The 17804-nt window shown below is 60.4% G+C and carries 13 protein-coding genes and 2 tRNA genes; 13 read left to right on the top strand and 2 right to left on the bottom strand.

Translation table 11 applies throughout. The annotated features are described in order from the left end of the window. Window positions 1-128 precede the first annotated feature (128 nt). Window positions 129-1844, top strand: a complete 1716-nt coding sequence (locus K5R88_RS27570) for a proline--tRNA ligase (RefSeq protein ID WP_207285789.1) — start codon at window positions 129-131, stop codon at window positions 1842-1844. Window positions 1845-1861: 17 nt separating this feature from the next. Continuing rightward, window positions 1862-2815 carry a hypothetical protein gene (locus tag K5R88_RS27565; RefSeq protein WP_008030049.1) on the top strand — a complete coding sequence of 318 codons (954 nt, stop codon included), beginning with the start codon at window positions 1862-1864 and terminating at the stop codon, window positions 2813-2815. 110 nt (window positions 2816-2925) lie between these two features. On the opposite strand, the gene dinB is transcribed toward K5R88_RS27565, so the two are convergent. After that, entirely contained in the window at window positions 2926-3987 is a 1062-nt protein-coding gene (gene dinB, locus K5R88_RS27560) for a DNA polymerase IV (protein WP_223553062.1), read from the bottom strand. A 301-nt stretch (window positions 3988-4288) separates the two neighbouring features. Here dinB and K5R88_RS27555 point away from each other — a divergent pair. The 5 genes from K5R88_RS27555 to K5R88_RS27535 all read left to right on the top strand — a co-directional run bounded on the left by K5R88_RS27555 (window position 4289) and on the right by K5R88_RS27535 (window position 10061). Further along, window positions 4289-4365: transfer RNA gene (locus K5R88_RS27555), tRNA-Met, on the top strand. Window positions 4366-4774: 409 nt separating this feature from the next. Then, window positions 4775-4851: transfer RNA gene (locus tag K5R88_RS27550), tRNA-Met, on the top strand. A 278-nt stretch (window positions 4852-5129) separates the two neighbouring features. Next, on the top strand, window positions 5130-7772 hold the full coding sequence (gene mprF / locus K5R88_RS27545) for a bifunctional lysylphosphatidylglycerol flippase/synthetase MprF (RefSeq protein WP_223453226.1): 2643 nt from the start codon (window positions 5130-5132) through the stop codon (window positions 7770-7772). After that, window positions 7772-9067 carry a virulence factor family protein gene (locus tag K5R88_RS27540; RefSeq protein WP_008030041.1) on the top strand — a complete coding sequence of 432 codons (1296 nt, stop codon included), beginning with the start codon at window positions 7772-7774 and terminating at the stop codon, window positions 9065-9067. Before mprF ends, K5R88_RS27540 begins: the two co-directional genes overlap by 1 nt. Window positions 9068-9755: 688 nt before the next feature. Further along, window positions 9756-10061 carry a DUF3077 domain-containing protein gene (locus K5R88_RS27535; RefSeq protein WP_226298727.1) on the top strand — a complete coding sequence of 102 codons (306 nt, stop codon included), beginning with the start codon at window positions 9756-9758 and terminating at the stop codon, window positions 10059-10061. Between the two features lie 239 nt (window positions 10062-10300). On the opposite strand, the gene K5R88_RS27530 is transcribed toward K5R88_RS27535, so the two are convergent. Next, window positions 10301-12202, bottom strand: a complete 1902-nt coding sequence (locus K5R88_RS27530; RefSeq protein WP_008030040.1) for a potassium transporter Kup — start codon at window positions 12200-12202, stop codon at window positions 10301-10303. Between the two features lie 287 nt (window positions 12203-12489). Between K5R88_RS27530 and rimO the strand changes: the two genes are divergently transcribed. The 6 genes from rimO (at window position 12490) to tsaA (ending at window position 17754) form a co-directional block, all read left to right on the top strand. Next, complete coding sequence (gene rimO, locus K5R88_RS27525) at window positions 12490-13827, top strand: 30S ribosomal protein S12 methylthiotransferase RimO (protein WP_008030039.1); 1338 nt, start codon at window positions 12490-12492, stop codon at window positions 13825-13827. A 113-nt stretch (window positions 13828-13940) separates the two neighbouring features. Next, a complete protein-coding gene (locus K5R88_RS27520; RefSeq protein WP_226298726.1) occupies window positions 13941-14414 on the top strand; it encodes a GNAT family N-acetyltransferase in 474 nt (157 codons plus the stop codon). A 188-nt stretch (window positions 14415-14602) separates the two neighbouring features. Next, window positions 14603-15313 (top strand): rRNA pseudouridine synthase, encoded by a 711-nt coding sequence (locus K5R88_RS27515; RefSeq protein WP_226298725.1) that lies wholly within the window; start codon window positions 14603-14605, stop codon window positions 15311-15313. A 75-nt stretch (window positions 15314-15388) separates the two neighbouring features. Continuing rightward, entirely contained in the window at window positions 15389-15859 is a 471-nt protein-coding gene (locus K5R88_RS27510; protein WP_008030033.1) for a DUF1456 family protein, read from the top strand. 209 nt (window positions 15860-16068) lie between these two features. Next, the gene (locus tag K5R88_RS27505) at window positions 16069-16839 is read left to right on the top strand and encodes an SDR family oxidoreductase (RefSeq protein ID WP_226298724.1); all 771 of its coding nucleotides are present in this window, start codon (window positions 16069-16071) and stop codon (window positions 16837-16839) included. Window positions 16840-17055: 216 nt separating this feature from the next. Beyond that, entirely contained in the window at window positions 17056-17754 is a 699-nt protein-coding gene (tsaA, locus tag K5R88_RS27500) for a tRNA (N6-threonylcarbamoyladenosine(37)-N6)-methyltransferase TrmO (RefSeq protein WP_223453222.1), read from the top strand. Window positions 17755-17804: the final 50 nt, after the last annotated feature.

Here is a 17804-nt window from a genome sequence, read left to right as displayed (position 1 = left end):
AGCATCGCAAAGGGCGTGGAGAATCCCGCCCTCCTGCCACACCACCGACCGCGCGCCTGTACGCCAGCAGATCTCGCCCGTACAATGCTCCGTCATTTCTCGTCATCAGCAACCGACAACGGCCAACCATGCGCACCAGTCAATTTTTGCTCGCCACACAGAAAGAAACGCCTTCCGACGCGGTCGTCATCAGCCATCAGCTGATGCTGCGCGCCGGCATGATCCGCAAACTCGCCTCGGGCCTGTACACCTGGCTGCCGATGGGCTTGCGAGTAATGCGCAAGGTCGAAGCCATCGTTCGTGAAGAAATGAACGCCGCAGGCTCTCTTGAAGTGTTGATGCCGAGTACACAACCGGCTGAGCTGTGGCAGGAATCCGGTCGCTGGGAAGAATACGGCCCTGAATTGCTGCGCTTCAAGGATCGCCACGGTCGCGACTTCTGCGCCGGCCCGACCCACGAAGAAGTGATCACCGACCTGATGCGCAACGAGTTGAGCAGCTACAAACAGCTGCCGATCAACCTGTATCAGATCCAGACCAAATTCCGTGACGAAATCCGCCCACGCTTCGGTTTGATGCGCGGCCGCGAATTCATCATGAAGGACGCCTACTCGTTCCACGCGGACCAGCCTTCGCTGCAGGTCACCTACGACCGCATGCACCAGGCGTACTGCAACGTGTTCACCCGCCTGGGCCTGAAGTTCCGCCCTGTCGAAGCCGATAACGGCTCCATCGGCGGCGCCGGCTCCCACGAATTCCACGTACTGGCCGAATCCGGCGAAGACGATATCGTCTTCAGCAACGGTTCCGACTACGCAGCGAACATCGAAAAAGCCGAAGCGGTACCGCGTGAAACCTCCCGCGCCGCACCGACTGAAGAGATGCGCCTGGTCGACACGCCAGATACCAAGACCATCGCCGCGCTGGTGGAAAAATTCAATCTGCCGATTGAAAAGACCATCAAGACCCTCGTGGTTCACGCTGAAGAGAAAGGCAAGCTGATTGCCCTGATCATCCGTGGCGACCACGAGCTGAACGAAATCAAGGCCGCCAACCAGCCTGGCGTTGCCAGCCCGCTGGTCATGGCGTCCGAAAGCGAACTGCGCGACGCCATTGGCGCCGGCGCCGGTTCCCTCGGCCCGTTGAACCTGCCGCTGCCGATCATCATCGACCGTTCCGTCGAGCTGATGAGCGACTTCGGTATCGGTGCAAACATCGACGACAAGCACTACTTCGGCGTGAACTGGGAGCGTGACCTGCCGGTTCCGACCGTTGCCGACCTGCGTAACGTCGTGGCCGGTGATCCGAGCCCGGACGGCAAAGGCACCCTGGAAATCAAGCGCGGCATCGAAGTCGGGCACATCTTCCAGCTGGGCAACAAGTACAGCAAAGCGATGAAGTGCGAAGTGCTGGGCGAGAACGGCAAGCCGGTCACCCTGGAAATGGGTTGCTACGGCATCGGCGTTTCCCGCGTGGTAGCGGCGGCCATCGAGCAGAACAACGACGCCAACGGGATCATCTGGAGCGACACACTGGCGCCATTCCAGATCGCGCTGGTGCCGCTGCGCTACGAAACCGAACAGGTTCGCGAAGCGACCGACAAGCTGTACGCCGAGTTGACTGCGGCCGGCTTCGAAGTGCTGCTGGACGATCGCGACAAGAAAACCAGCCCGGGCATCAAGTTCGCGGACATGGAGCTGATCGGCATTCCTCACCGGATCGTGGTCAGTGACCGCGGCCTCGCCGAAGGCAATCTGGAATACAAGAGCCGCACCGAGCCCGAGGCGCAAGCGCTGCCGGTCGCTGACGTGCTGTCCTTCCTCCAGGCCCGTATCCGCCGCTGACACCAGATAGAGAAGTCATGTTCAAGCGAAACACCTTAGGCCTCGGTGGTGCCGCCCTGTGCGGCACCCTGCTGGTCAGCGGCTGCGCCAATCACATGTCGCAACGCAGCGAGCACGAGGCTCGTGTCGAGCGCAAATTGCTCGATCACAGCCTGCAGATCGATGTCGGTGAGCCCAAGGTGCTTGAGCTGCCGCAACGTCGGGTGAAGATCCACGAGCAGAAGACCTTCGAAGTCACCGAGTTCGAAGTCACCCGTCATTACGATCGCTACACGCCTTACCAACCCTGGCGGGAGGTCTACGAGATCCCGCTGGGTGCGGTGGCCGTGGTGGCCGGTGTCGGCGCGAACGTGGTCAACGTGTTCGCCCTCGGCAACCTGCCGGATAGCGTGACCAAGGACTGGTTCAGCTACGGTTTCGCCGGGCTCAACCCGTTCATGAACGCGCCGTCCCACGGTCGTGCACAGCAGAACCTCGCCGGCATCGACGAAGTCCAGCTCGACAAGCGCACCGAATACTCGAGCCTGCCCTGGAGCGAGCGCCCGGTGGAGGTCAAGGCCGGCAAGGAAACGTTCGAGCTGAGCACCGACAAAAACGGTGTGTTGCGCTTGAACCTGCTGGATAGCCCGTTCGCTGAACATGACATCAATCACCTGAGTCGCCTGCTGATCAAGGTCGAAGATAGTCAGGACGATGTGCACACGGACTCGACCCTGGCGGTCAGCAGCTCGTTACGCGGCAAATTGCTCGAAGCCCACGGGCTGATTTACGACGATCTTGAAGACGACGAAGTGAGCCAGTGGGTACACCGGGTCAAGCGCCTGTCGGAGCTGGGTCTGGAAGAAGAAGCCAGTGAGCTTGAACAGAGTTTGATTGAGCTGACGCGTAACGATCCTGAGTTGCAGACCGAATTCCTCAAGTCGTTGACCAAGGATGCCGGGCGGCTCGTCGCGGATCCGGGACCGAACTAAAAGCTTCGCGGGCAAGTCGGATCGCCGCACCGCTCGCTCCTACAGGTCTCGCATAGTCCCTGTAGGAGCGAGGCTTGCCCGCGAAGAGGCTCTGATAGTCACCGCAAAAACTACCGCTCAAACAACTCCATCTGCTCAAACCCTCCGCGCAAATCCTCCAGCCTCACCCCGACCCCCAACAACCGCACCGGTTTCCCGCCGCGATTGAACGCCTGGGTCAGCAGCAACTGATAACTCCCCAGATCCCGCCCTGCCCCGGCCTGCTCCAGCGTGGTCTGGGTAAAGTCATGGAATTTCACTTTGACGAACGGCTTGCCCGGCCGATAGCTGTTGTCGATTCGCGCCATGCGGCCCGCCAGGGTTTCCAGCAACTCGGGCAATTTATCCAGACAGCTCACCAGATCCGGTAGATCCACGTCATAGGTGTTTTCGACACTGATCGATTGCCGCCGACTGTCGTTGTGCACCAACCGATCATCGATCCCACGGGCCAGACTCCACAATCGCTCGCCAAAGCTGCCGAATTCACGCACCAGCGCCAACTTGTCCCATTCGCGCAAATGCGAACAATCGACAATGCCGAGCCTGCCCAGCTTGTCGGCAGTCACTTTGCCAACGCCGTGGAGCTTGCTGACGGGCAAACCGCTGACGAAATCCTCGACCTGATCCGGCGTAATGACAAACAAGCCATTGGGCTTCTTCCAGTCGCTGGCAATCTTGGCCAGGAACTTGTTCGGCGCCACGCCGGCGGAAACCGTGATGTGCAACTGATTGGACACCCGACGACGGATGTCCTGGGCAATTCGCGTGGCGCTGCCGCCGAAGTGCGCACTGTCCGACACATCGAGGTAAGCCTCATCGAGGGAAAGCGGCTCGATCAGGTCGGTGTAATCGCGAAAGATCGTGTGAATTTCCTTCGAGGCTTCCCGGTAGGCGTCCATGCGCGGCTTGACGATGGTCAGGTCAGGGCACAACTTCAAGGCGTGCCCCGACGACATCGCCGAACGCACGCCATACGCCCGCGCTTCATAGTTACAGGTGGCAATCACCCCGCGCCGATCCGCCGAACCACCCACCGCCAGGGGTTTACCGGCGAGGCGCGGGTCGTCGCGCATCTCGATGGCAGCGTAGAAGCAGTCACAATCGACGTGGATGATTTTTCGCTGGCTCATATAAAAGCGGTGTTCATGGCGTAGAATTGGAGTCAAGGCGTGCCGGATCTGCAGTATCTCACCGACACCTGTATATAGCACCAGTAGTCTGAATGTTCTTACCCAATGGTAGGAAAAGTTACAGATGAATTTATTTTCTCAATCGAAAGTGCCCCTGCGATAGAGCTGCAAGCCTTGCCAGGCCTGACTCACAGCCGATCACACCGCCCTCTTTCAGAGCTAAGCGATTGAACCAGAACAGGTTTTATCTGGATTGAAGGTTGACAGCCCGGCGATCCTCTGTAGAATGCCGACACACAGACGCGGGATGGAGCAGTCTGGTAGCTCGTCGGGCTCATAACCCGAAGGTCGTCGGTTCAAATCCGGCTCCCGCAACCAAACATCAAAAAAGGCTACTCGAAAGAGTGGCCTTTTTTGTGCGCGCGTGTTTTGCCATGCGATTCGATTTCAATTCATGCACGCTTTCCTGTAGGAGCCGGCTTGTCTGCGGGCGGCGCTCCGACGATGGTCGTTAACGATAACGCGTGCTGCCTGAATCAACGCGGCGCACTCGAGTCCATCGTCGGAACGCCGCCCGCAGACAAGCCGGCTCCTACAGGTAATGCGCATCGGTGCGTCCCCCAACATTCCGTGAGTAATTTGTTTTTTGACAGCACGGAGAAATCGTTCTGATTCCGAAACTTAACGCTCCCCTGCGACCGTTCGCCGCTTATTTACGCTTATTTGACCCGGCGCCGGATTAACGGTTGACACACTGGCGTATCTCTATAGAATGCCGCCACACAGACGCGGGATGGAGCAGTCTGGTAGCTCGTCGGGCTCATAACCCGAAGGTCGTCGGTTCAAATCCGGCTCCCGCAACCAAACATCAAAAAAGGCTACTCGAAAGAGTGGCCTTTTTTGTATCTGTTGAAAAAGTCCTTTCGCAACAATGACCTGTCACTGTGTAGGGAAGCGTTCGGGATCACCTGAGTTCTGAGTTCAGACTATGCTGAATCGCAGACCGCCCCCCCTACGACGGATGCCATGCCATCGCCGCTGATCGGTGAGAGGCGTTAATATTTGTGATTATTTTTTTCTACAGGGATTGGTAACTTGGCTGGATACCCCCATCCTGTCGCGCACAATCCAAGAGGTGATTGATGCGCGCCAACTCGTCTGATTCACAAGACACCGTCACAGCGACACAACCGATCAAAGCCGAGCGTCTGCGCTTGCTTGATCTGGTCAGCAAGTACCGTCAGCCCATTGGCCTGGCGGTCACCCTGCTGTTGTTCGCTATCGCGCTGATTGCCTGTCGCCACCTGTTGAGCGAACTCGATCTGTACGCTCTGCACGACTCCATTCTCGACGTACCGAAACCGGCACTGCTCGGCGCATTGGCCGCAACCGTGGTCGGCTTCATCATCTTGCTTGGCTACGAATGGTCGGCCAGCCGCTATGCCGGCGTGACCCTGGCGCCGCGGATTCTTGCCCTGGGCGGGTTCACAGCATTTGCCATCGGTAATGCCATTGGCCTGTCGATGCTCTCGGGAGGCTCGGTTCGCTACCGTTTATATGCGCGTCATGGCCTGGGGGCTTCCGATGTCGCGCACATGACGCTGTTTGCCAGCCTCTCGCTCGGCTGCGCCCTGCCCCCGCTGGCCGCCCTCGCCACGCTCAGCAACCTGCCTGCCGCCTCTGCCGCCCTGGGCCTCTCTCAGATGCTGCTGGGTGCGATTGCCGCCGCTGTATTGCTGTTGTTTACCGTATTGGCCGTCGGTATCTATCGCCGGCGCCTGCCAGAGCAGCCTTATGCAGACAACCTGTTGGTCAAGGTCGGCCGTCGCACCCTGCGCCTTCCGGGCCGTCGCCTGACGTTCCTGCAACTGGTCATTACCGCCCTCGACGTAGCCGCCGCCGCGACCGTGCTATATCTGTTGCTGCCGGAAGCACCGCCCTTCGGCGCATTCCTGCTGGTGTACTTGCTGGCGTTGGCCGCAGGTGTGCTCAGCCATGTTCCCGGTGGCGTCGGCGTATTCGAAGCCATTCTTTTGGCCGCCTTCGCCGACAAACTTGGCGCCGCGCCGCTGGCCGCCGCGTTGCTGCTCTATCGCCTGATCTACGTGGTGCTGCCGCTGCTGGTCGCGTGCTTGCTGCTGTTGGTCAATGAAGGCCAGCGTTTGTTTCAGACGCGTCAATCCTTGCGTGCAGCCTCTGGCCTGGCCGCTCCGATTCTGGCGGTGCTGGTGTTTCTGTCCGGCGTGGTGCTGCTGTTCTCCGGCGTGACCCCGGAAATCGATACGCGCCTGGAACACATCGGTTTCCTGATTCCTCATCGACTGGTCGACGCTTCACACTTCGGCGCCAGCCTGGTCGGCGTGCTTTGCCTGCTGCTGGCCCAAGGCCTGCGTCGACGCCTGTCGGCCGCGTGGATGCTGACCACCATTCTGTTGCTGGTCGGTGCCGTGCTTTCTCTGCTCAAGGGTTTCGACTGGGAAGAAGCCTGCCTGATGACCCTGACCGCGAGCCTGCTGGGGGTTTTCCGGCGCTCGTTCTATCGCCCGAGCCGCCTGACCGAACTGCCGTTTTCGCCGCTGTATCTGGTGTCGAGCCTTTGTGTACTCGGTGCGTCGATCTGGCTGCTGCTGTTCGCTTATCAGGACGTTCCCTACAGCCATCAACTCTGGTGGCAGTTCACCCTCGACGCCGACGCCCCGCGTGGCTTGCGCTCGCTGCTCGGCGCCGCCGTGCTGCTGGTTGTGGTGTCCCTGACCTGGCTGCTGCGCACCGCACGCCCGGTGATCCACCTGCCCACGCCGGACGAACTGGACCGCGCGGTAAAAATCCTGATGGCTTCCGCCCAACCGGACGGTGGCCTCGCCCTGACCGGTGACAAGGCGCTGCTGTTTCACCCTAACGACGAAGCGTTCCTGATGTACGCCCGCCGTGGACGCAGCCTGGTGGCCTTGTATGACCCGATCGGCCCGACCCAGCAACGGGCGGAAATGATCTGGCAGTTCCGCGACCTCTGTGACATCCACCACGCCCGCCCCGTGTTCTACCAAGTACGCGCCGAGAACCTGCCGTACTACATGGACATCGGCCTGACTGCGATCAAGCTCGGCGAAGAAGCCCGGGTCGATCTGCAGCGCTTTGATCTCGAAGCCAAGGGCAAAGAGATGAAAGACCTGCGCTACACCTGGAACCGTGGCACCCGTGATGGCCTGTCGCTGGAGATCCATGAGCCAGGGCATGCGCCGATGGATGAGCTCAAGGTGATTTCCGATGCCTGGCTGACCGGCAAGAACGTGCGCGAGAAAGGCTTCTCCCTCGGTCGTTTCGGTGATGACTACCTCAAGCATTTCCGCATCGCTGTCATCCGTTTCGAAGGGCGCCCGGTGGCGTTCGCCAATTTGCTCGAGACTTTCGGCCATGACCTGGCCAGCCTCGACCTGATGCGCGCACACCCGGACGCCCCCAAACTGACCATGGAATTCATGATGGTCGGCCTGATTCAACATTATAAAAATCATGGATACGCGCGTTTCAGCCTGGGCATGGTGCCGCTGTCGGGGTTGCAACCCCGTCGTGGCGCACCACTGACCCAGCGTCTGGGCTCGATGGTTTTCCGCCGTGGTGAGCAGCTGTACAACTTCCAAGGCTTGCGCCGCTTCAAAGACAAGTTCCAGCCTGACTGGGAACCCCGTTATATGGCTGTGCCCGCCGGACTCGATCCGCTGGTTGCCCTGGCCGACACTGCTGCCCTGATTGCGGGCGGCTTGACTGGATTGGTGAAACGCTGATGATTCAACGCTCCTTGCGGTACGTACTGGGCACACTGGTAGTGCTGGCCCTGATTCTCGGTGGCGGTTACTGGTACCTCAAACGCCCGGCGCCAGAACCGACGCTCGAACGGCTGACACCGGCCGACGGCGCCGCGATGACCCGCGTCATCCCCGGCAACACGCCGCGCGCCCAGGTGCTGGTGGCGGTCAATGACGACCAGAAGCTCAGCGACAAACAATTGATGACCCTGAGCCGCAGCGGCTCGGCGCAGATCGTTCAGGTGATCCTGCCCAAGGACTGCCTGTTGCAAAGCCGCGCCCTGCAATCCGGCCTGAGAGAACTCAAAGGCCCGGCGACGCTGGTCAGCGGCATCGGCCCTGGCGCCGTACTGGCATGGCGCTGGTTGTCCGAGCAGAAGGACGACAAGTCCCAGGCCGTGTCGGTGGACCTGGCCCTGGAAAAACCCGGCTGCACCCACCTGCTGCCGAAAAGCGCCGCTCACGGTCACTGGCTGGTGGCATGGAACGACAACCCGGACGACACCAGCGCCGGCTTCGTGCGCGACCAACCCAACGCCGAAACCAGCATCAGCGACTACGACATCAACCTGCCGCAAGTGCTGAACAACGAACTGCGCAAGCTCCTCGTCGGTGGCGACAAAGCCGCTGGCGGCCTGCAAATCCCAGTGGTTGAAGTCCCGGCCGGCCAGGCCAAGGACACCGTCACCCTGTTCCTCTCCGGTGACGGCGGCTGGCGCGACCTCGACCGCGACGTAGCGGGCGAAATGGCCAAGATCGGCTACCCGGTCGTCGGCATCGACACCCTGCGCTACTACTGGCAGCACAAAAGCCCGGAGCAAAGTGCCCTGGACCTCGCTGAACTGATGCAGCACTACCGGCAGAAATGGGGCACCAAGCGCTTCATCCTGACGGGCTACTCATTCGGCGCCGACGTCCTGCCGGCGATCTACAACCGCCTGGAAGCCTCGGAACAGCAACGCGTCGACGCAATCATCCTGCTGGCCTTCGCCCGCACCGGCAGCTTCGAAATCGAAGTCGAAGGCTGGCTCGGCAACGCCGGCAAAGAAGCCGCCACCGGCCCGGAAATGGCCAAGCTGCCGCCGGAGAAAGTGGTGTGCATCTTCGGTGAAGAAGAAATCGACGAAAGTGGCTGCACCGACAAAACCGCCGTAGGCGAAGCCATCAAACTGCCCGGCGGCCACCACTTCGACGAGAACTACCCGAAACTGGCCCAACGGTTGGTGGATGTGATCGAGAAGCGCCAGGCGAAGGAGACGGCGGCTCAGGAGTGACCTGAACCCGCCCACAAAAAAGCCCCCGCTGCCTTACGGTAGCGGGGGCTTTTTTATGGTTCTTCACGGATTACCGGGAAACACAGAACCTGTAGGAGCCAGCTTGCTGGCGATGGTCGTTAACGATTACGCGTACGGACTGGTTCACCGCGGTGCACTTGAGTCCATCGCCAGCAAGCCGGCTCCTACAATGGACCGTGTAAACGTTGAAAATGAATTGCTCTTCAAGTCAAAGAAAGTTGGATGCTCCTTAGAAACACGTCATACCCTGCTCCTTCAGCCTTTCCTGGCGTGCCGTACCCGCATATCGTCGTGGCCCGCTCGCGGCGTTTAGTTTTTGTTTGTTTCAGACGGCGCGATATCGGATGACGCCCGCAGACCTTGTAGGCAAACTCCGAATCGTGTTTTTTGGGCACTTTGATGCCTTGTTGCGCTTTTCTTTGACGGGATAGTCTCCGGACGTCGCTGACCATTCAGCGATCGGGCTTGGAAACCCGTCGAATCGAACGCTACGCCATCCTTCATGAATGCAGCGGATTTCACGGCAGTATTCTTGAGTAATGGCGGCTGTGCGTGGGACGCCCTCGGGCGTGCCGGTTCCATGGTTCCCGGTTTCCAACCTGCGCATAGCTGCCACCCATTCGCTTGGAAACGAATGTGGCAGCTCCTCGAACCCTGGAGTAAAACCATGACAAATACAAAACAGTCCGAAGCCTCAGAACTAAAAACCATCGGCCTCACCCCCGTCCTCTACTGCTCAAACCAACCCCTATTCCATGTCACGCGAGACGTTCCCCTCAGCGATGCGTTAGCCATGGCCTCCGATTTCCTGTACCTGGCCAAGGAGCTGACCAAAGATGCTGCCTACGCCCGAGACACCGACCGACACGCCTGGGCCGCGCATTATTTGACGGCGATGAGCAAGGCAGTGGTTGATGATGCAGTGAAGGTGCTGGAGCGGCCGGTTTGGTCAAAAACCGAATCAAAAAAATAATGACCTGAGCGCAACTAAAAACGACGGGCCACACTCACAAAAAAGCCAGCAACACGGTCCCTGTAGGAGCAAGCTTGCTCGCGATAGCGGTCTGTCAGGCAACATTAATGGTGCATGTCAGTCCGCCATCGCGAGCAGGCTCGCTCCCACAGGGGATCGTTGTTAGCCAGCGTCAGGCGTCGGGCAATAAAAAGCCCCCGCTGCCTTCACGGCAACGGGGGCTTTTTGATGTCGCGGGCTTACATCTCGACCTGCGTCCCCAACTCAATCACCCGGTTCAGCGGCAGATTAAAGAACCGCAAATTGCCATTCGCATTCTTCAACATGAACGCAAACAACGCCTCGCGCCAGCGCGCCATCCCCTCAAGTTTGGAGGCGATGACCGTCTCGCGACTGAGGAAGTAGGTGGTGCGCATCGGGCTGAAGTCGAGGTCATCGAGGTGACACAACTTCAGCGCTTGCGGCACGTCCGGTTCGTCGATAAAGCCAAAGTGCAGGATCACCCGGAAGAACCCTTCGCCGTGGGATTCCACCTCGAAGCGCCGTGTCGTCGGTACTCGCGGGATGTCTTCGTACACCACCGTCAGCAGCACCACTTGCTCGTGCAGCACCTGGTTATGCAGCAAGTTGTGCAACAACGCGTGGGGTACGGCGTCTGGCCGCGCGGTGAGGAACACGGCGGTGCCCTGGACGCGATGCGGCGGTTGCACGGCAATACTGCTGATAAAAATCGGCAGCGGCAGCCCGCCTTCGTCCATGCGCTCCACCAGCAGTTGTTTGCCGCGCTTCCAGGTAGTCATCAGCACGAACAGCGCAATACCGGCGATCACCGGGAAGGCCCCGCCCTGTACGATTTTCGGCACGTTGGCGGCGAAGTACACGCCATCGACCAGCAAAAATCCCAACAGGACCGGCACCGCAAGGACCGGCGGCCATTTCCATAGCAGCAGTATCACTGCCGACACCAGAATGCTGGTCATCAACATGGTCCCGGTCACCGCAACGCCGTAAGCCGAGGCCAGGGCGCCGGAAGATTCGAAACCCAGCACCAGCAGCACAACGCCGACCATCAGCGCCCAGTTCACCGCACCGATGTAGATCTGGCCTTGCTCGGCGCTGGAGGTGTGCTGGATGTGCATGCGCGGAATGTAGCCGAGCTGGATCGCCTGGCGGGTCAGGGAGAACGCGCCGGAAATCACCGCTTGCGAAGCAATCACCGTGGCCAGGGTCGACAGGCCGACCAGGGGAATCAACGCCCAGCTTGGCGCCAACAGATAGAACGGGTTGCGCGCCGCTTCCGGGTCACCGAGCAGCAAGGCGCCCTGGCCGAAGTAGTTCAGCACCAGCGCCGGCAGCACGAGGATGAACCAGGCGCGGGCAATCGGCTTGCGTCCGAAGTGGCCCATGTCGGCGTACAGCGCTTCGGCACCGGTCAACGCCAGCACCACCGCGCCGAGGATCGCCACGCCCATGCCCGGGTGAACGATGAAGAAGCGCACGCCCCAGACCGGGTTCATCGCTTGCAACACTTCCGGATGCTGCATGATGCCGTAGACGCCCAGTGCGCCCAGGACCAGGAACCAGGTGACCATGATCGGCCCGAACAGGATGCCGATTCGCGCGGTGCCGTGGCTCTGGATCAAAAACAGCGCCACCAGCACGATCAACGACAGCGGCACCACCCAATGGTCGATGCCTTCGAAGGCCAGCCCGAGACCTTCAATCGCCGAAAGCACGGAGATCGCCGGAGTGATCATGCTGTCGCCATAGAACAGCGCCGCGCCGATCAGCCCGCAGACCACCAGCAACGTGCGCAACTTCTTGTGCCCCGCCGCTGCCCGCCGCGCCAGCGCGGTCAACGCCATGATCCCGCCTTCGCCCTGGTTGTCGGCGCGCAGGACAAACATCATGTACTTGATCGAGACGACCCAGATCAGCGACCAGAAGATCAGCGCCAGGATGCCCAACACGCCGTCATGGTTGACCGGTACGCCGTAACCACCGGAAAACACTTCTTTGAGGGTGTACAGCGGGCTCGTGCCGATATCGCCGTAAACCACCCCGACCGCCGCGACCAGCATACCGATCGGCTTCGCCGCCGAATGCTCGGCACCCGCCGCCTGACTACTTGCCTGACCCATCCAACACTCCTACTACCCAGACCGGACTTCTTGGAAGAAGCACTATGCTTTGTCACGCAGCATGCGCTGTTTTACATGACGTTACAGACGTTTTGTTGACTGTAAAAAATCGGTAACGCGTAACGGCGCGAAGCATAGCGCAGCACTCGTCGTATTTCCCTCCATAAAGCTGGTCAAGTGCGTCTCTCATCGCTAGAATTGCGCACTTTTTGATCAGAGGCGCAACAAGCGCCCGTCTGTCGCCTTGCCGTCTTCGGCTGGAGGCGTCACAAATACCGAGGTTAGACATGTCCACCACTCCTGCGCCGGCCAATCCAAAGGTTGGCTTCGTATCCCTGGGTTGCCCCAAAGCACTGGTCGACTCCGAGCGCATCCTTACCCAGCTGCGCATGGAAGGTTATGACGTTGTGTCCACTTATCAGGACGCCGATGTCGTGGTGGTCAACACCTGCGGTTTCATCGACTCGGCCAAGGCAGAATCTTTGGAAGTGATCGGCGAAGCCATCAAGGAAAACGGCAAGGTCATCGTGACCGGCTGCATGGGCGTCGAAGAAGGCAACATCCGCAACGTACACCCGAGCGTGCTGGCCGTGACCGGTCCGCAGCAGTACGAGCAAGTGGTCAACGCCGTGCACGACGTCGTGCCGCCGCGTCAGGATCACAACCCGCTGATCGACCTGGTGCCGCCGCAAGGCATCAAGCTGACCCCGCGCCACTACGCGTACCTGAAGATTTCCGAAGGCTGCAACCACAGCTGCAGCTTCTGCATCATCCCGTCGATGCGCGGCAAGCTGGTCAGCCGTCCGGTCGGTGACGTGCTCGACGAGGCCCAGCGCCTGGTCAAGGCCGGCGTCAAAGAGCTGTTGGTGATTTCGCAAGACACCAGCGCCTACGGCGTCGACGTGAAGTACCGCACCGGTTTCTGGAATGGCGCGCCGGTGAAAACCCGCATGACCGAACTCTGCGAAGCCCTGAGCACCCTCGGCGTCTGGGTTCGCTTGCACTACGTTTACCCGTACCCGCACGTCGACGAGCTGATCCCGCTGATGGCCGCCGGCAAGATCCTGCCGTACCTGGACATCCCGTTCCAGCACGCCAGCCCGAAAGTCCTGAAATCGATGAAACGCCCGGCGTTCGAAGACAAGACCCTGGCGCGCATCAAGAACTGGCGCGAGATCTGCCCGGACCTGATCATCCGTTCGACCTTCATCGTCGGCTTCCCGGGCGAAACCGAAGAAGACTTCCAGTACCTGCTGAACTGGCTGACCGAAGCCCAGCTCGACCGCGTCGGCTGCTTCCAGTACTCGCCGGTCGAAGGCGCACCGGCCAACGACCTGGACCTGGACATCGTCCCGGACGACGTCAAGCAAGACCGTTGGGACCGCTTCATGGCGCACCAGCAAGCCATCAGCTCGGCACGTCTGCAAATGCGCGTCGGCCGTGAAATCGAAGTGCTGGTCGATGAAGTCGACGAGCAAGGCGCGGTTGGCCGCTGCTTCTTCGACGCCCCGGAAATCGACGGTAACGTGTTCATCGACAACGGCAGCAACCTGAAACCGGGCGACAAAGTCTGGTGCAAGGTTACCGACGCCGACGAATACGACTTGTGGGCTGAACAGATCTAAACGCAAAAAATACGCAAAGCCCCGCTCTCTTGACGAGATGCGGGGCTTTTTTACGTCTATCGTTTTGTGGGAGAAAGGACTCGCGCCATCCACTGCAAAAGGGGCATTCGGCCATGCGCCAACATTCGGTCATCCACACGCCGAAACAGAGCGACTACCAGGAACTGACTCGGATCTGGGAAGACTCGGTGCGCGCCACCCATGACTTTCTGCCGGACAGTTACATCGAACTGCTGAAGAATCTGGTGCTGACGCGCTACCTCGACGCGGTGATGCTGATCTGCACCAAAGACTCGCGCCAGCGCATCACCGGGTTCGCCGGCGTGGCAGCGGGCAAAGTTGAAATGCTCTTCATCGACCCGGCCCACCGTGGCCAGGGCCTGGGCAAGCAGTTGCTGCGTTATGCCATGGAACACCTGAACGCCGATGAACTGGACGTCAATGAACAGAACCCGCAGGCGCTGGGGTTCTACTTCAAACAGGGCTTCGAGGTGATCGGCCGCACCGAGCATGACGGCATGGGGCAGCCTTATCCGTTGTTGCATATGCGGCTGCGCCAAACCCGGCAACAGTCGAGCAACGGCTGACCTGTGTAGGAGCCGGCTTGCTGCGGGCGGCGCTCCGACGATGGCATCACCTCGGTACAAATGACACACCGCATCGCCTGCATCGCCAGCAAGCCGGCTCCTACAAAAAGCCCAACGGTGAAATGGAGCCGGGATTAACCGGCGCCCAGCAGGTACAATGCCCACCCCTTTTTTGTTACGGCCCTGTCATGACTGACCCGATACGTCTCTCCAAACGCCTCATCGAACTCGTCGGCTGTTCCCGTCGGGAGGCTGAGCTGTTCATCGAGGGCGGCTGGGTCACCGTGGACGGCGAAGTCATCGACGAGCCGCAGTTCAAGGTCGACACTCAGAAAGTCGAGCTCGACCCGGAGGCCAAGGCCACCGCACCAGAGCCGGTAACCATCCTGTTCAACGTGCCGGCTGGCATGGACGCGGACACCGCGATGGCCACCATCAGCGCCGAAACCCTGAGCGAAGAACATCGCTTCAGCAAACGTCCACTCAAGGGCCATTTCCAGCGCCTGACCGCCAGCACCGACCTGCAGGCCAACGCCAGCGGTCTGCTGGTGTTCACCCAGGACTGGAAGATCCTGCGCAAACTCACCGCCGACTCCGCGAAAATCGAACAAGAGTATGTGGTCGAGGTTGAAGGCGAGATGGTGGCTCACGGCCTCAACCGCCTGAACCATGGCCTCACCTACAAGGGCAAGGAACTGCCGCCGGTCAAGGCCAGCTGGCAGAACGAAAACCGCCTGCGTTTTGCGATGAAGAACCCACAACCGGGCGTGATTGCCCTGTTCTGCCAGGCCGTCGGCCTGAAGGTCGTCGCTATCCGCCGCATCCGCATCGGCGGCGTGTCCATCGGCAAAGTGCCGTTGGGCCAATGGCGCTACCTGTCCGGCAAAGAGAAGTTCTAAGACTTTTCACGCCGCCACACATTCTGGCGCCGCGGCTTATGCGGCGCCCACTGCCGACTATCAGGATTGCACACCATGATTCATAACGACGTACTGCGCAGCGTGCGCTACATGCTCGACATCAGCGACAAGAAAGTCATCGAGATCATCAAGCTCGGCGGCATGGACGTGTCCCTGGAAGCCCTGCTGACCTACCTCGACAAGAAAGAAGAGGACGAGGAAGGCTTCGTACGCTGCCCGGACGAGGTCATGGCGCATTTCCTCGACGGCCTGGTGATCTTCAAGCGCGGCAAGGACGAAAGCCGTCCGCCGCAGCCAATCGAAGTGCCGGTGACCAACAACATCATCTTGAAAAAACTGCGCGTGGCCTTCGAGCTGAAAGAAGACGACATGCACGCGATCCTCAAGGCCGCCGAGTTCCCGGTGTCCAAGCCTGAGCTGAGCGCGCTGTTCCGCAAGTTCGGCCACACCAATTATCGCCCGTGCGGCGACCAGTTGCTGCGCAACTTCCTCAAGGGCCTGACCCTGCGCGTTCGCCCGCAGTAACCCCCACAGACCTTGGGCCACCACCGCCCCCTGTAGGAGCCAGCTTGCTGGCGATGGCGATTTTGAGGACGCCATCGCCGGCAAGCCGGCTCCTACAGGTCGGGGTGGCAGGTCTGGCTGTATGAATCCCCATTCCGCACAAAAATAGTGGCTCCGCTTCCAGCGGCTGACGACTAGGGTGTATGCACCCTCAGCTCTCAGGATTCGCCATGCACCCGTACTTTTCCCTGCAAGGCCGCACCGCTCTGGTGACCGGCGGCACCCGTGGTATCGGCAAAATGATCGCCAAGGCCTATATCGAGGCCGGCGCCACCGTGTACGTCTGCGCGCGCGATGCCGAAGCGTGTCAGCAAACGGCTGACGAGTTGAGCGCCTTCGGAACGTGCCACGCGGTGGCCGCCAACCTGGCCACTGAAGAAGGTGTACTGCAACTGGTCACGGGGTTGGCCGAGCAGATCACCCATCTGGATATCCTGGTGAACAACGCCGGCACCACGTGGGGCGCGCCGTTGGAGAGCTATCCGGTCAAGGGCTGGGAAAAGGTCATGCAGCTCAACGTGACGTCCGTGTTCAACTGCATCCAGCAGTTCTTGCCGCTGCTGCGCAAGGCCGGGTCAGAAGCCAATCCGGCGCGGATCATCAACATCGGCTCGGTGGCGGGGATTTCTTCCTTCGGCGAGCAGGCTTATGCCTACGGGCCGAGCAAGGCTGCCCTGCATCAACTGTCGCGGATTCTGGCGCGGGAACTGGTGAGCCAGCACATCAACGTCAATGTGATCGCGCCGGGGCGCTTTCCGAGCAAGATGACCCAGCACATCGGGAACGATGAGCAGGCGTTGGCGGAGGATACGGCGTTGATTCCGATGAAGCGCTGGGGCCGGGAGGAAGAGATGGCGGCGTTGGCGATCAGCCTGGCGAGTACGGCCGGGGCGTATATGACCGGGAATATCATTCCTCTTGATGGTGGCTTCAGTCTCTAGATCGGTGGTGCGGCCTTCGCGGGCAAGTCGGACTGCCGCACCACTCGCTCCTACAGGTTCTTTGGCGTACACAAACTCTGTGTTCGCTCGAGAACCCTTTAGGAGCGAGTGGTGCGGCAGTCCGACTTGCCCGCGAATAGGCCCGCTCAGCCACCACCAGTCTTGAGGCCCGTCGGGGTATCATGCCCGCCTCAATCCTGCTTCGACCCTAAACCAATGACCTACAGCGTTTCCCCCATCGGCTTCGTGCGCTCCTGTTTCAAGGAGAAGTTCGCCATCCCGCGCCAGCCGCAACTGGCACCCGCCGCTCGCGGCGTGCTGGAACTGGTGGCGCCGTTCGATCAGGGCGACGCAGTGCAGGGTCTGGAGCAGGTCAGCCACGTCTGGCTGCTGTTCCTGTTCCATCAGGCCCTGGAAGAAAAACCACGCCTGAAAGTCCGCCCGCCTCGCCTCGGCGGCAACAAATCCATGGGCGTGTTCGCCACCCGCGCGACGCACCGGCCCAACGGCATCGGCCAATCCGTGGTGAAGCTGGACAAGGTCGAGGCCAATCGCCTGTGGATATCCGGCATCGACTTGCTGGATGGCACACCGATTCTCGACATCAAACCTTACGTGCCTTATGCCGACATCATCGACACGGCGTCCAATAGCATCGCCAGCGCTGCGCCGCAGCTGATTCCCGTGCAGTGGACGGACTCGGCGTTGCAACAGGCGCATGGGCACGCTCAGCGTCTTGAAGAGCCTTTGGTAGAGCTGGTTGAACAGTGTTTGGCGCAAGATCCGCGGCCGGCTTATCAGACGCCCGCGCCTGAGCGGGAATATGGCGCGCAATTCTGGGATGTGGATGTGCGCTGGCACTATCCCGAAGCAGGCATGATCCGCGTTCTCGAAGTCATTTCGGCGAAGGTCTGAACACCAAAAACAACTGTGGGAGCGAGCCTGCTCGCGATGGCGGTGTGACA

Source organism: Pseudomonas sp. MM213, assembly GCF_020423045.1.
GTDB classification, from domain to species: Bacteria; Pseudomonadota; Gammaproteobacteria; order Pseudomonadales; family Pseudomonadaceae; genus Aquipseudomonas; species Aquipseudomonas migulae.
The sequence above is the reverse complement of the archived record's forward strand: the minus strand, read 5'-3'. Positions and strand labels throughout refer to the sequence as shown.

Excerpts from the sequence above, each read along its gene's own strand:
- K5R88_RS27570 (WP_207285789.1), top strand. The coding sequence starts at position 129 with ATGCGCACCAGTCAATTTTTGCTCGCCACACAGAAAGAAACGCCTTCC.
- K5R88_RS27565 (WP_008030049.1), top strand. The coding sequence starts at position 1,862 with ATGTTCAAGCGAAACACCTTAGGCCTCGGTGGTGCCGCCCTGTGCGGC.
- dinB (WP_223553062.1), bottom strand. The coding sequence starts at position 3,987 with ATGAGCCAGCGAAAAATCATCCACGTCGATTGTGACTGCTTCTACGCT.
- mprF (WP_223453226.1), top strand. The coding sequence starts at position 5,130 with ATGCGCGCCAACTCGTCTGATTCACAAGACACCGTCACAGCGACACAA.
- K5R88_RS27540 (WP_008030041.1), top strand. The coding sequence starts at position 7,772 with ATGATTCAACGCTCCTTGCGGTACGTACTGGGCACACTGGTAGTGCTG.
- K5R88_RS27535 (WP_226298727.1), top strand. The coding sequence starts at position 9,756 with ATGACAAATACAAAACAGTCCGAAGCCTCAGAACTAAAAACCATCGGC.
- K5R88_RS27530 (WP_008030040.1), bottom strand. The coding sequence starts at position 12,202 with ATGGGTCAGGCAAGTAGTCAGGCGGCGGGTGCCGAGCATTCGGCGGCG.
- rimO (WP_008030039.1), top strand. The coding sequence starts at position 12,490 with ATGTCCACCACTCCTGCGCCGGCCAATCCAAAGGTTGGCTTCGTATCC.
- K5R88_RS27520 (WP_226298726.1), top strand. The coding sequence starts at position 13,941 with ATGCGCCAACATTCGGTCATCCACACGCCGAAACAGAGCGACTACCAG.
- K5R88_RS27515 (WP_226298725.1), top strand. The coding sequence starts at position 14,603 with ATGACTGACCCGATACGTCTCTCCAAACGCCTCATCGAACTCGTCGGC.
- K5R88_RS27510 (WP_008030033.1), top strand. The coding sequence starts at position 15,389 with ATGATTCATAACGACGTACTGCGCAGCGTGCGCTACATGCTCGACATC.
- K5R88_RS27505 (WP_226298724.1), top strand. The coding sequence starts at position 16,069 with ATGCACCCGTACTTTTCCCTGCAAGGCCGCACCGCTCTGGTGACCGGC.
- tsaA (WP_223453222.1), top strand. The coding sequence starts at position 17,056 with ATGACCTACAGCGTTTCCCCCATCGGCTTCGTGCGCTCCTGTTTCAAG.